Raw genomic sequence first — 14,066 nt, 5'->3', positions numbered from 1 at the left:
GACAACGTTGTCACGGACCCCACCCGTGATCAGCATGCGAACGGCAGGTCACGCCATGCGCCCACGCCTCCTCCCCTGGCTCGCCACCCTCCTGCTGACCGCCGGCCTGGGCCTGACGGTCGCCGCCCCGCCGGCCGTCGCGGCCCCGGGCGACTTCGTGACCGGCTTCGAGACCGGCGATCCCGCACCCACCTGGCAGAACAGCGTCGAGAGCAGCGCCGGCGTCGGCGGCTACTGCTGCGGCCTGCCCGGCATGGAGAGCGCCCCGCGCAGCGAGACCGCGCACACCGGCGCCGCCGCGCTGATGTATTCGGGCAACGACACGAGCTCCACCGCGTCGTACTCGTACAACCGGCTCTTCGACGTCGACCTCCCCGTCACCGCGGCGACCACGCTGTCGTACTGGCTCTATCCGCAGTCCGGCGGCCACCTCGACGTCGCCGTCGATCTGGTCTTCACCGACGGCAGCCGCCTGCGCGACACGGGCGCGGTCGATCAGAACGGCGTCCGGCTGCACCCCGCGTACCAGGGGAACGGGTCCGTCCTCGGTTTCGACCGGTGGAACTTCGTGAGCTCGGCCATCGGGCAGTGGGCGGCGGGCAGGACGGTCGACCGGATCCTGATCGGCTACGACCAGCCGGCCAACACGGGCACGTTCCGGGGCTACCTCGACGATCTGGCCGTCACCGCCGACGTCCCCGCCACCCGCCTGTCCGATCTGGTCGACACCCGCCGCGGCTCGAACTCCGACGTCAGCTATTCGCGCGGCAACACGTTCCCGGGCACGACCGTGCCCAACGGCTTCAACTTCTGGACGCCCGTCACGAACGGCAACAGCGACAGCTGGCTCTACCAGTACAACGCGACAACCGTGCAGGGCTTCGCCGTCAGCCACGAACCCAGCCCCTGGATCGGCGACTATGCCCAGTTGCAGGTGATGCCGACGACCGGGTCCATCAAGACGACACCTGACGCGCGCAAATCCACGTTCAGCCACGGCAACGAGGTGGCCCGGGCGCACTACTACAAGACCCGGCTCGACACGTACGGGATCACGGCCGAGATGAGCCCCACCGACCACGCCGGCGTGATGCGCTTCCAGTACCCGGCCGGATCGGAGTCGGTCATCGTGTTCGACACCATCGACAAGGTGGGTGGGTCGATCACGGTCAATGCGGGCGCCCGCACGATCACCGGCTACCTCGACCACAAGGGGCCACGGCTGTATTTCTCGGCCACCGTGGACAAGGCCATCACCGCGACCGGCACCGTGAGCGGGCAGGGTGTGACGAGCTGGATCCGGTTCGCCACCGCGGCCGACGAGCAGGTGACGCTGAAAATGGCCACCTCGTACATCAGCGTCGCGCAGGCCACGGCCAACCTGTCGCAGGAGGTGGGGGCGAAAAGCTTCGATTCCGTACGCGAGGAGGCCGCGGCGCTCTGGGACTCCACACTCGGCAAGGTGCGCATCGACGGCGCCACGACCGACCGGCTGGTGACGTTCTACTCGAACATGTATCGAGCCTTCATGTACCCGAACAACATGTCGGAGACAGTGAACGGCGTGCGACGCTATTTCAGCCCGTACGACAACCAGGTGCACGACGGGCAGATGTACGTGAACAACGGCTTCTGGGACACGGCCCGGGCGGTCTGGCCGCTCTACACGCTGCTCTCCCCCACCCGTACGGGCGAAATGCTCGACGGATTCGTCAACGCCTACAAGAACGGCGGCTGGACACCCCGCTGGTCCGGCCCCGGCTACATCGACATCATGGTCGGCACCAACCAGGACCTGGCCTTCGCCGACGCGTACGTGAAGGGCGTGCGGAACTTCGACTACCGGGCCGCGTACGCCTCGATGGTGAAGAACGCAGCGGTCTACTCGTCGTCGGGGTCGCGCGGGCGCAAGGGTATCGAGGTGTCCACGTTCAAGCGGTACGTGCCCACCGACGTACGGGGAGAATCGGCCTCGTGGACGCTGGAGGACGCCAACAACAACTTCGGCCTCGCGCAGCTGGGTAAGGCGCTCGGATTCACCGAGGACGCCGCTTACTTCGAGAACCGGGCCCTCGACTACGCCAACCTGTATTCGGCGTCGACCGGGTTCTTCCGCGGCAAGCAGTCCAACGGCTCCTGGCGTACGGCGGACTCGGCCTTCAAACCGAACGAATGGGGCTACGAATTCACCGAGGGCGCGCCCTGGCACTACGTGACGCCGGCCCCGCAGGACCCGCAGGGAATGGCCAACCTGTACGGCGGGCGGGCCCAGCTGTCGGCGAAAATCGACTCGGTCCTCGCCGCCTCCCGCGAGTACCTGCCCGGCTCCTACGGCGGTGTCATCCACGAGATGCGCGAGGCCTACGACACCAACATGGGCCAATACGCCCACCCCAACGAGCCGATTCACCACATGCTCTACATGTACAACTACGCCGGCACGCCGGCGAAGACCCAGAATCGCGTACGGGATGTGCTGACCAAGCTTTACGGTTCCGGCGCGGGCAACGGCGGCGGCTATCTCGGCGACGAGGACAACGGTCAGATGTCGGCCTGGTACGTGTTCAGCGCGCTCGGTTTCTATCCGGCCCGGATGGGCAGCACCGACTACACGATCGGTGCTCCCCTGCACCCCTCGGCCACTGTCTCACTGGAGAACGGCCGCACCTTCACGGTTTCGGCGCCCGGGGTCAGCGACACGAACCGCTACATCCAGAGCGCCACGCTCAACGGCGTCCCGTACTCGAAGAACTACCTGACCCACGCCGATCTGCAGGCCGGCGGCACGCTCGCCTTCGTGATGGGCCCGTCGCCGTCCTCGTGGGGCACGGGCGCGAGCGACATCCCGCCCTCGCTGACCACCGGCACCGCGGCACCCCGCCCGCTCACCGACCGGGCGACCGGCGGCACGGTCACCGCCACCGGCGAGAACGCGCCCACCGAGACCGCGGCCAAGCTGGTCGACGACACGTCCCTGACGAAGTGGCTGACGTTCGCGAACACGGCCACGCTCGAATACCGCCTGCCCACCGCGGCCGCCGTCAAGCAGTACACCCTCACGTCGGCCGAGGACGTCCCCGAACGCGACCCCCGCAGCTGGGCGCTGCAAGGCTCCAACGACGGCACCACCTGGACCACGGTCGACACCCGGGCCGGCCTCGACTTCGCCGACCGGCGGCAGACGCGAGCCTTCGTCATCCCCAACACCACTGCCTACTCCCGCTACCGCCTGCAGATCACCGCCAACCACGGCGCCGCCGCCACCCAACTGGCCGAGTGGGAGCTGCTCGCCTGAGTGGCCGGAACCGGTTTCTGTGCTACGTTCTCGGAGGTCATTTCTTTCCAGTTCCGTCGACATCTTGTCGTCGTACGGACCGGAAAGACGCAGGGCTGCGAAAACGACGAGCTGACGGCAGATCAGCTCGCATGTCGGTTCCGATCGAGACGGCGCAGCCGCTCATCCGTCGTGCCGCTGCGGCACCGGCCGAGGCCAGTCGACCACCCACTCCGATCCACGCCCGCAGACGGCGTGCGATCCCCCGTTTCACCCGGTGGGCGCGAGGGAACACGGTCCGCGCCACACCGTTCGAGGAAGGCCCCACATGCCTGTCACCCCCACCCAGTTCCTCGCCCCGCGTCCCGCGGACGACGAACAGTCCGCCCCGCACACCGCCGACCGCGGCGAGGCGGCCATGCGGCAGCTGCGCGACCCGTTCGCGGTGGACACCGAGCCCCGCCACCCCGGCCACCGTGACCCCCACCCCGCCTGACCCCGGATACGGCGGCGCCGCCCGCTGGAACGGCCCCTCCGGTCAGGCCTGGGTCGAGACGCAGGCACTGATGGACGGGATGTACCGGCCGCTGGAGGAGCTGCTGGTGGACGCCGTGAGCGCCCGGCGGCCCACGCGCGTGCTCGACGTCGGCTGCGGCACCGGCGCCACGACGGTCGCCCTGGCGGCGCGCCTCGGACCCGGCGCCGCATGCGTGGGCGCCGACATCTCCGAGCCCATGCTGGAGGCCGCCCGGGCCCGCGGCGGCAGGGCGACGTTCCTCCGCGCCGACGTGCAGGAGCACGAGTTCGCCCCGGACACTTTCGACGCCGTCATGTCGCGCTTCGGGGTCATGTTCTTCGACGACCCCGTCCGCGCCTTCGCCAACCTGCGCCGCGCCGCCACTGCCGACGCGTCGCTGACGTTCGTGGCGTGGCGGAGCATCGAGGAGAACCCGTTCATGACGGCCGCCGAGCAAGCCGCCGCACCCCTGCTGCCCGCCATGCCCCCACGCCGGCCCACCGGCCCGGGCCAGTTCGGCCTGGCCGACGGCCCCCGCACCCACGGCATCCTCGCCGCCGCGGGCTGGACCGACATCAGCGTCGAGCCCCTCGACGTCCGGTGCACGTTCGCCGAAACCGACCTGATCGGCTACTTCACCCGGCTCGGCCCGGTCGGCCTGGCCCTGCCCGCCGTCGACGCCGAGACCCGCGCTCAGGTCATCGAGACGGTCCGGCCCGCGTTCGACCCCTACGTGCACGGCGCGGACGTACGCTTCACCGCCGCCTGCTGGCTGGTGACCGCGCGGGCCTGAGGCCTGCTCGCTGACGGGGACGGCTCTGTCGGCTCCGTCACGCGCGGATTTCTCTTCAGGCCGGCACCACCCGGCCGATGGAGTCGCTCAGCATCGAGAGACAGCGGGGTGGCCATGGGCCGGATGAGGAAGAGCAGCGCCTGGACGATGGCGCTGGCGCTCGGGGTCGGTTCGCTCGGCGGCGGAGCAGTCCCCGCCGCGGCGGCCGGACCGTCGAGCCGGTGGGCGAGCTGGCTGGGGTCGGCGGCCACCGTGCAGGCGACCACCCTCAAGCAGGTTCGCGCGATGATCGGGGCGGACACCGGCGCCGCGGCCACGCTGACCGGCAAGGGTGTCGGCGTCGCCCTGATCGACACGGGAGTGGCCCCGGTCAGCGGGCTGCCCGCCGCGCAGATCGTCAACGGCCCCGACCTGTCGATGGAGTCGCAGGCATCCGACTTGCGCTACCTCGACACGTTCGGGCACGGCACCCACATGGCCGGGATCATCGTCGGCAACGACACGGCCACCGGCACCAAGGGGCTCGCGCCGGGCGCCAAGCTCACCTCGATCAAGGTCGGCACCGCCAACGGGGCCGTGGACGTCACCCAGGTCATCGCGGCCGTGGACTGGGTCGTCAAGCACCGCAACGACGACCCGGCCAACCCGATCAAGGTCATCAACCTGTCGTACGGCTCCGGCGGCACGCCGAACACCTGGAACGATCCGCTCGGGTTCGCGGTGGAGAAGGCCTGGCAGGCCGGCATCGTCGTGGTCGCCGCGGCCGGCAACGACGGCAACGGCGCCGGTTCCCTGGCCAACCCGGCGTCGGACGACTACGTCCTCACGGTCGGCGCGGCCGACACCAAGGGCACCGTCAGCGCGGCCGACGACCAGCTGACCACGTTCACCAACCTGGGCGTCGGCGGCAAGCAGATCAACGTGCTCGCGCCCGGCGTCTCCATCCTGTCGTTGCGCGACCCCGGCTCGTACATCGACACCTACAACCCGGGTGCCCGCTCGGGCGAAACCCTGTTCCGGGGCAGCGGCACCTCGCAGGCGGCCGCGGTCACCTCGGCCGCCGTGGCCCTGCTGCTGCAGGCGAAGCCGTCCGCGACCCCCGACCAGATCAAGAACTGGCTGGTGAAGGGGTCGGTGCGGGTGCCCAACGGGCTCGCCGCCACCCTGGGGCTGCAGGAGATCAGTGTGAACGGCGCGTTGGCCCGCACCACCGTCGTGACCCCGGCCCAGGCCTGGACGCGCTCCAACGGCGCCGGCACGCTCGACAACTCCCGCGGCGACAGCCGGCTGATGATGGACAACGCGCCGCTGTCGGGCCAGCGCAGCGTCTGGGGCAACCTGCCCGGCACCACCTGGGCGGCCCGCAGCGCGAGCGGCACCTCCTGGGCGGGCGGCGTCTGGATGGGCAACCGGCTCGCCGGTGACGGCTGGACCGGTACCTCGTGGGCGTCCCGCACCTGGGCTGCGGCGGCCTGGTCGGACAGCGCGCCGTGGAGCGCGAACTCGGCGTGGAACGACTCGTCGTGGACCGGCCGCCGGTGGACCGGCCGGTCGTGGACGGCCGGGACGTGGTCGGGCCGTTCCTGGTCGAGCGACGACTGGTCGTCGGCCTCCTGGAGTTAGATCGGATCAGCCGGCCGGGACGGGATGCTCATTCCGTCCCGGCCGCTGCCGATGGGGAGGAGGCGGGCGAGCGACGAGGAGATCCGCCGATGACGGGTGTGTGGCGGCTGTCCGCGGCCGGCCGCACCGGCCTGCTCACGGCCGGTCTCACGCTCTTCACGACCCTGGTCGTGGTCATCCTGCTGCGTCAGCACCCGTGGGCCTCCGGGCAGAGCTGGCCGCAGCTGGCCGCCATCGCGATGCTGTTCGCCGTCACCGAACGGTTCACCGTCACCTTCCCGGTGCGGCGAGGGTCCCACACGATCAGCCTCAGTGAGATCCCCCTGGTGCTGGGCCTGGTCACGATGGCTCCGGCCGTGCTGGTGCTGGTGCGGGTGATCGGCGGCATCGCGGGCCTGACCGTGTTGAGCGGCCAGCGCGGCACCAAACTGGCCTTCAACACGGCCCTGTACGGCACCCAGGCCGCAGCCGCGGGACTGCTGTTCCACGTGCTCGCCGGTTCGGCCGATCCGCTGGGCCCGCGCGGCTGGCTGAGCTGTTTCGTGGCGACGCTGGCCGCCGACCTCATCTCCGTCGTCCTGATCAGCGCCGTGATCGCCTTGCACGACGACACCGAGGAGTGGCGCCGGTTGCTGAGCGCCGATCTGCGCAACGTCCTGCAACTCCCGCTGGTGGTCGTGACCACGACGCTCGGCCTGATCACCGCGATCGTGATCCGCGATCAGCTCGCCGCCGCGGTGCTGCTGGGCATCCTGGCCTTCGCCGTCTACCTGGTCTTCCGGCGTTACTCCCAGCAGACCCAGGGGCACGCGCAGGTGGAGGCGCTCTACCGCTTCACCCGGGCGGTCGGCGATGCCCACGACGCCACCGCGGTGACCCACGAGGTGCTGAGTCAGGTCCGCGATCTGGTCCGGGCCGAGACGGCGGAACTGATCGTGCCCGGTGACCACAGCCGTACCCGCATGTCGCTCACCGGCGAGCGCACGTACGAGACACGCACCGACGTGCCGGCGGACGCATGGTGGGAACCGGCCGTTCGCGGCGAGTCGATCATGCTGCCGGGCGGCCCGGACGACGCGATGGCCGCGCCCGTGCCCCTGGGCGCCACCGGGGCGGTGCTGGCCGTCACGCGGAGCCTGCCCGACATCGAGACGTTCGGCGGCGATCATTTGCGGCTGCTGGAAGCGCTGGCCGGGCACGCCGGCGTCGCGCTGACCAACGCCCAGCTGGTGCAGCAGCTCAGCCACAGCGCCCTGCACGACGCCCTGACCGGCCTGCCCAACCGCCGCAAGCTGCTCGCCGACCTCGGAGAGGCGCTGCGGGACCACCGCGACGCGGCCCTGCAGGTGGGTGTGGTCCTGCTGGATCTGGACCGGTTCAAGGAGATCAACGACGCCCTCGGGCACACGATCGGCGACGACGTTCTGCGCGAGGTCGGTCATCGGATCCAGGCCCGGCTGGGCGACCGGGCCCGCGTGGCCCGGCTCGGCGGCGACGAGTTCGGCCTGATCACCGCGGCGACCTCGGAGGCGGGCGTCCTGGCCCTGGCGGCCGAACTGCACGAGATGCTCGAGGAGCCGACCGCGGTGTCCGGCCTCGCCCTGCACACCCAGGCCGGCATCGGGGTGTGCCTCGCGCCGCGGCACGGCACCGACCCGGACCGGCTGCTGCAGCGCGCCGACGTCGCGATGTACGTGGCCAAGCAGGCCCGTGCGGGTGTGCACGTCTACGCTCCCGAGGACGACCAGGACACTCCACGACGGCTGGCCCTGCTGACCGACTTGCGCCTCGCCGTCGAGCAGAACCTCGTCCAGGCGGCCTATCAGCCCAAGATCGACGCGACGACCGGACAGGTGATCGGCGCCGAGGCGTTAGCGCGGTGGTCGCGGTCCGACGGTCCCGTACGCCCCGACGAGTTCATCCCGCTGGCCGAGCGCACCGGCCTCATCGCACCCCTGACCGAGCACATGCTCGACTCGGCCCTCACCGCGTGCGCCTCCTGGCGGCGAGCCGGCCATCAGCTGTCGGTGGCGGTCAACCTGTCACCCCAGATGCTCAGCGACCACACGGTGCTCCTCGACGTGGTCGAGCGGGCCCTGAGCCGCCACGACGTGCCCGCCACGGCCCTCACCCTGGAGATCACCGAGAGCGGCCTCATCGCCGACCCCACCGCCGGCGTACGGGTCCTGCACGCGCTGCGCGGCCTGGGTGTGCGCCTGTCGGTCGACGACTTCGGCACCGGCCAGTCGTCGCTGAGCCGGCTGACCGAGCTCCCGGTGCAAGAGCTCAAGATCGACAAGAGTTTCGTCGACGACCTCCCGCATCACCGCGGCAAACAGGCGGTGATCGCGGCCGCCCAGCAGCTGGGCCACGCCCTCGGCCTGCACGTGGTGGTCGAGGGCGTCGAAACCCGGGCCGAGTTCGACCACGTGCGCGACCTGGGCTGCGACTCGGTTCAGGGCTACTACGTCGCCCGGCCGCTGTCCTCGGAGGACTTCTCCGCCTGGCTGGCGTCCTGGCCCGAGACCCCGGCGGCGGGGCTGATCCTCACCGGCTCACGCCGGCCGCGCTGATCGACAGGATCGAACGGGTTCCCCGCCCACCGCCTCACCTTCCCGTTGCTGCTCGTGGCCGTGGCACCGATGCTGGTCACATCTTTCGATCAGCCGGCGTGCCGGCGGCGGCGCTGTTCAAGGCGCCCAGAGTCTCGAGGAGGTGAACCGACGTGACAGTTCGTCGGTGGCGCGAGGTCGGCCGGCGGCTTGCCGGCGGTCCGGTGATGCGTCCCGTAGCCGACCCGCGGGCCGTGGTCCAGGGTGATCGTTACCGGATCACCGTGCTGACCGACGGCCTGGTCCGCCTCGAATACGCCGGCGACGGTGTCTTCGAGGACCGCGCGTCCACGTTCGCCGTCCACCGCGAGCTGCCCGTGCCCGAGTTCCGGGTGCTCGACGGCGAGCACGAGCTCGAGGTGGTCACGTCGCGCTTCCGGCTCACGTACGACCGGGGGCCGTTCACCACCAGCGGGCTGAGCCTGGCGGTGGGCGGCGGCATCAGCAACTACCACTCGGTCTGGCGCTACGGGCAGGCCCCGGAGGACCTCGGAGGTACGGCCCGCACCCTGGACAACGCGGACGGGGCGATCCCCCTCGAACCGGGAGTCGTCTCGCGTACGGGCTATGCGGTGGTCGACGACTCGCGGTCGTTCCTCTTCGACGCCGAGGGCTGGGTCAGCGCCGACAACGTCAACCGCATCGACCTGTACGTGTTCGCGTACGGTCACGACTACGCGGAGGCACTGCGGGCGTTCTACGCCGTCTCCGGGCCGCAACCGGTCGTGCCCCGGTGGGCGCTGGGCAACTGGTGGAGCCGGTTCCACGCCTACTCCGACCAGGAATACCTGGCCCTGCTCGACCGGTTCCGCGACGAGGGGCTGCCGTTCTCGGTCGGCGTGATCGACATGGACTGGCACCTGACCGACGTGGACCCCCGGTACGGCAGCGGCTGGACGGGCTACACCTGGAACCGCTCGCTGTTCCCCGAGCCCGCGGAGTTCCTCGAGCGGGTGCACGACCGGGGGTTGCGCGTCACGCTCAACGTGCATCCGGCCGACGGCGTACGGGCGTACGAGGACGCCTATCCGGCCATGGCCGCGGCACTCGGCCGGGACCCGTCCACGGGCGAGCCGATCGCCTTCGACGTCACCGACCGGCGCTTCCTGACCGCCTACTTCGAGGTGCTGCACCGCGGGCTGGAGGCCGACGGGGTCGACTTCTGGTGGCTGGACTGGCAGTCCGGGCCGCACTCGCGGGTGGCCGGCATCGACCCGCTGTGGATGCTCAACCACTTCCACTTCCTCGACAACGGGTCGCTGACCTTCTCCCGGTACGCCGGGCCGGGCAGTCACCGCTACCCGGTGGGTTTCTCCGGCGACGCCGTCATCTCGTGGGCCTCGCTCGCCTTCCAGCCCCACTTCACGGCGACCGCGGCCAACATCGGGTACGGCTGGTGGAGTCACGACATCGGCGGGCACCTGGACGGCGTCCGCGACGACGAGCTGGCCACGCGGTGGGTGCAGTTCGGCTGCTTCTCGCCGATCCTGCGGCTGCACTCGACCCGCAACCCGTTCATCCACAAGGAGCCGTGGGCGTTCCCGTCGCCGGCGCGCGAGGTCATGACGGACTTCCTGCGGCTGCGGCACCGGCTCGTGCCGTACCTGCACACGATGAACGCGCAGGCCGGGCTGCCGCTGGTGCTGCCCATGTACTACCGGGCCCCCGCCACCGAGGCGGCGTACGAGGTTCCGAACCAGTACCAGTTCGGCTCGTCGCTGGTCGTTGCGGCCATCACCGCGCCCGCTGACCGCGCCACGGGTCTGGGCCGGGTCAGGGCGTGGCTGCCCGCGGGCACGTGGGTCGACGTGCTGACCGACCTCGTCTACGACGGCGACCGCACCCTCTATCTGCACCGCGACCTGAGCACCATCCCCGTGCTGGCCACGAGCGGGGCCATCGTGCCGCTGGACGGCGAGGCCGGGCCGGGCAACGACCCGGTCGAGCCCGCACACCTCGAGGTGCTGGTCGTGGCGGGTGCGGACGGCTCGTTCGACCTGATCGAGGACTCGGGCGTGACGCCGCTGCGCTGGCGGCAGGACGCCGGGGAGTTCGCGGCCGGGCCCGGACCGGCCGGCCGCACCTGGACAACCACCTTTCCGGCACTCACCGGCGTCGATCCGGTGGCGACCGTGGACGACCTGCCAGTCCCGGCGGAGATTCACCGCGGTGAAACTCGAACATCGATTACGGTACGAGACGTGCCTGCTACGGCCACGTTACGCATCACCGTCGGCGCCCGGCCCGGCCTGCGCCGCAACGACGTCCGCGGGTTGATCTTCGCGCTGCTCGACCGGGCGCAGATCGAGTACGCGACCAAGACCCGGGTGCTCGAGGCCGTCGAGTCGGCCCGGCCGCTGACGGTCCTGCAGTCCTTCGACCTGGACGACACCCTGCTCACCGCCCTCGGTGAGATCCTGCTCTCCCAGGAGAATTGATGTTCAGAAGACTTTCCTCAGCTCTCGTGGCCGTGCTGGCCGGCGGGATGATCAGCGCGCCCGCCGCCGCGTCCGGTGGCGGGCTGCCCGGCCGGCACTCCCTGCGGGCCCCGGTCACCGACGAGAACTTCTACTTCGTCATGGCCGACCGCTTCGACAACGGCAACACCGCTAACGACCAGGGCGGCCTCGGCGCCGACCCGCTGGTCTCGGGGTTCGACCCGGCCAAGAAGGGTTTCTACAACGGCGGCGACCTGGCCGGGCTGCTGCGCCGCATCGACTACATCAAAGGCCTGGGCACGACGTCGATCTGGCTCACGCCCAGCTTCAAGAACAAAGCCGTGCAGCTGGAGGACGGCCCGTCGGCCGGCTACCACGGCTACTGGATCACCGACTTCACCCAGATCGACCCCCACCTGGGCAGCAACGCCGAGCTCAAGTCGCTGATCGACGCGGCCCACCAGCGGGGAATGAAGGTCTACTTCGACATCATCACCAACCACACCGCCGACGTCATCGGCTACGAGTCGGGGGCGCGTCAGCCGTACGTCGCCAAGGACGTCGCGCCGTACAAGACGGCCTCGGGGCGCCCGTTCGACGACCGCGACTACGCGGGCAAGGCAACCTTCCCGAAGCTCGACCCGGCCGTGTCGTTCCCGTACCGGCCGGTGCTGGACGAGGCCGAGAAGAACCTCAAGGTGCCGGCCTGGCTCAACGACACCACGCTCTACCACAACCGGGGTGACACCACGTTCGCCGGCGAGAACTCGCTGTACGGCGACTTCTTCGGCCTGGACGACCTGTTCACCGAACACCCGCGCGTCGTCAACGGCATGATCGACGTCTACAAGCGGTGGATCGGTGACTTCGGCGTCGACGGCTTCCGGATCGACACCATGAAGCACGTCAACGACGAGTTCTGGCAGAAGTTCGGGCCGGAGGTGCTGTCCTACGCCCGTCAGCAGGGCAAATCCGAGTTCTTCATGTTCGGCGAGGTCTTCGACACCTCGAAGAGCTACACGTCGCAGTTCACCACCCGCAACAAGATGCAGGCGGTGCTCGACTTCCCGTTCCAGGAAGCGGCCCGCAACTACGCCTCCAAGGGACAGTCGGCGGCCGCGCTGGGGCAGTTCTTCGCCGGCGACGACTGGTACACCGACGCCGACTCCAACGTCTACCAGCTGCCCACGTTCCTCGGTAACCACGACATGGGCCGGATCGGCAGCTTCGTGCAGGCCGACAACCCGGGCGCCGGTGACGCCGTGTGGCTGGCCCGCGACCGGCTCGCCCACGAGCTGATGTACTTCGCACGCGGCAACCCGGTCGTCTACTACGGCGACGAGCAGGGCTTCACCGGCCCCGGCGGCGACCAGGACGCCCGCCAGACCATGTTCGCCAGCCGCGTGCCGGAGTATCTGGACGACGACCTGATCGGCACCGCGGCCACGCACAGTCAGGACAACTTCGTCACCGGCCATCCCCTGTACGCGGGGATCTCCGCCCTGGCCGCGCTGACCTCCCGATATCCGACGCTGCGGGACGGCGCGCATCAGCACCGGTACGCCGCCTCCGGTCCCGGCATCTACGCGTTCTCGCGCACCGGCCAGCGCGAGTTCGTGGTCGCCCTGAACAACAGCACGTCGGCTCAGACAGCGGCCGTACCCACCTACATCGCCCGGGGAAGCTTCTCTCGCATCTACGGCACCGGGCCGGCCACGGCCACATCGGCCGCCGACCGCACGCTCACCGTGACCGTGCCGCCGTTGTCGGCCGTCGTCTACGCCTCGGCGGGCCGGATCCCCGCCTCGCCGGCCGCCCCGGGCGTGTCGCTGGCCGCGCCGGCTCCCTCGGCCGAGTCGCGGGGCCGCATGCAGGTCTCGGCCACGCTTTCGAACGCCTCGTTCGCCGAGGTCACGTTCTACGCCCGTACGGGGAAGGGTGGTTGGACGCCGATCGGCACCGACGACAACGCGCCCTACCGGGTGTTCCACGACGTCTCCGGTCTGCGCGCCGGAACGCGGGTGGAGTACAAGGCCGTCGTGCTCGACAACGCCGGGCACTCCCGCGCCAGCTCGGCCCGCGACGCCCGCGTGCCGGCGCCGTCGCTGACCATCGAGGCCCCGGCCGAGAACGCCAACGTGCGCGGCCGGATCGAAGTGCGGGCGGTGGCCGACCCCGAGCGGGCCGGCCACGTGGTCCGCTTCCAGCGCAGCATCGCCGGCGGCGCCTGGACGACCATCGGCCGCGACGAATCGTCCCCGGCGTACACGGTGTTCGACGACCTGGCCCCGCTCAACCTGGCCGCGGGCACCCAGATCCGCTACCGGGCCGTGCTCAGCGACCCCGAAGTGGTGAGCCCGATCCGCACGGTCCGCTACGCCGGTCCCCCGCTGACCACGGCCACGGTGCACTACTACCGCCCGGCCGGCGACTACACCGGCTGGGGCCTGCACCTGTGGGGCGACGCCGTCGACCCGGCCGTGCAGGCCCAGATCGCGTGGGACAAGCCGTGGCCGGTCACCCGCGTCGAGGGCGGCTGGGCCACCTACGAGATCCCGCTGGCCGACGACACCAAGCCGGTCAACTTCATCATGCACCTGCCCAACGGCGACACCGTCCCGGCAACCCGCGAACCGGGCGGCGACCGCACCTTCACCCCGATCGACAACCCGCAGATCTGGCTCAAACAGGGCGACCCCGCCGTCTACACCGCCGCTCCCCCGACCAGCTGACCGCCGCGGGGTGACAGCCGCAACGACACACTGTCCGGCTGTCACCCCGTGGCTCGCAGATCGCCCGATCCGTCGTG

General features: G+C 70.5%; 7 protein-coding genes. All 7 read left to right on the top strand.

What is annotated here, in order from left to right; all coding sequences use genetic code 11:
- Positions 1-55 precede the first annotated feature (55 nt).
- Positions 56-3,295, top strand: a complete 3,240-nt coding sequence (locus BKA14_RS00960) for a GH92 family glycosyl hydrolase (RefSeq protein WP_184949049.1) — start codon at positions 56-58, stop codon at positions 3,293-3,295.
- Between the two features lie 307 nt (positions 3,296-3,602).
- Positions 3,603-3,770, top strand: a complete 168-nt coding sequence (locus BKA14_RS00955) for a hypothetical protein (RefSeq protein ID WP_184949048.1) — start codon at positions 3,603-3,605, stop codon at positions 3,768-3,770.
- Positions 3,751-4,584, top strand: coding sequence for a class I SAM-dependent methyltransferase (locus BKA14_RS00950; protein ID WP_203722296.1), 834 nt, complete (start codon positions 3,751-3,753; stop codon positions 4,582-4,584). The genes BKA14_RS00955 and BKA14_RS00950 overlap by 20 nt, the downstream gene beginning before the upstream one ends.
- 123 nt (positions 4,585-4,707) lie before the next feature.
- The gene (locus BKA14_RS00945) at positions 4,708-6,207 is read left to right on the top strand and encodes a S8 family serine peptidase (RefSeq protein WP_184949047.1); all 1,500 of its coding nucleotides are present in this window, start codon (positions 4,708-4,710) and stop codon (positions 6,205-6,207) included.
- Positions 6,093-8,780: a putative bifunctional diguanylate cyclase/phosphodiesterase gene (locus tag BKA14_RS00940; protein ID WP_311776097.1), complete on the top strand. Its 2,688-nt coding sequence runs from the start codon at positions 6,093-6,095 to the stop codon at positions 8,778-8,780. The genes BKA14_RS00945 and BKA14_RS00940 overlap by 115 nt, the downstream gene beginning before the upstream one ends.
- 152 nt (positions 8,781-8,932) lie before the next feature.
- On the top strand, positions 8,933-11,257 hold the full coding sequence (locus tag BKA14_RS00935) for a glycoside hydrolase family 31 protein (RefSeq protein WP_203722295.1): 2,325 nt from the start codon (positions 8,933-8,935) through the stop codon (positions 11,255-11,257).
- The gene (locus BKA14_RS00930; RefSeq protein ID WP_184949046.1) at positions 11,257-13,989 is read left to right on the top strand and encodes an alpha-amylase family glycosyl hydrolase; all 2,733 of its coding nucleotides are present in this window, start codon (positions 11,257-11,259) and stop codon (positions 13,987-13,989) included. Before BKA14_RS00935 ends, BKA14_RS00930 begins: the two co-directional genes overlap by 1 nt.
- Positions 13,990-14,066: the final 77 nt, after the last annotated feature.

Origin of the sequence: Paractinoplanes abujensis (genome assembly GCF_014204895.1) — a bacterium.
Taxonomy (GTDB): domain Bacteria; phylum Actinomycetota; class Actinomycetes; order Mycobacteriales; family Micromonosporaceae; genus Actinoplanes; species Actinoplanes abujensis.
This window is presented reverse-complemented; position numbering and strand designations above follow the sequence as displayed.

Bases quoted from the DNA above. Each gene is read 5' to 3' on its own strand.
- BKA14_RS00960 (WP_184949049.1), top strand. From the start codon at position 56: ATGCGCCCACGCCTCCTCCCCTGGCTCGCCACCCTCCTGCTGACCGCC.
- BKA14_RS00955 (WP_184949048.1), top strand. From the start codon at position 3,603: ATGCCTGTCACCCCCACCCAGTTCCTCGCCCCGCGTCCCGCGGACGAC.
- BKA14_RS00945 (WP_184949047.1), top strand. From the start codon at position 4,708: ATGAGGAAGAGCAGCGCCTGGACGATGGCGCTGGCGCTCGGGGTCGGT.
- BKA14_RS00930 (WP_184949046.1), top strand. From the start codon at position 11,257: ATGTTCAGAAGACTTTCCTCAGCTCTCGTGGCCGTGCTGGCCGGCGGG.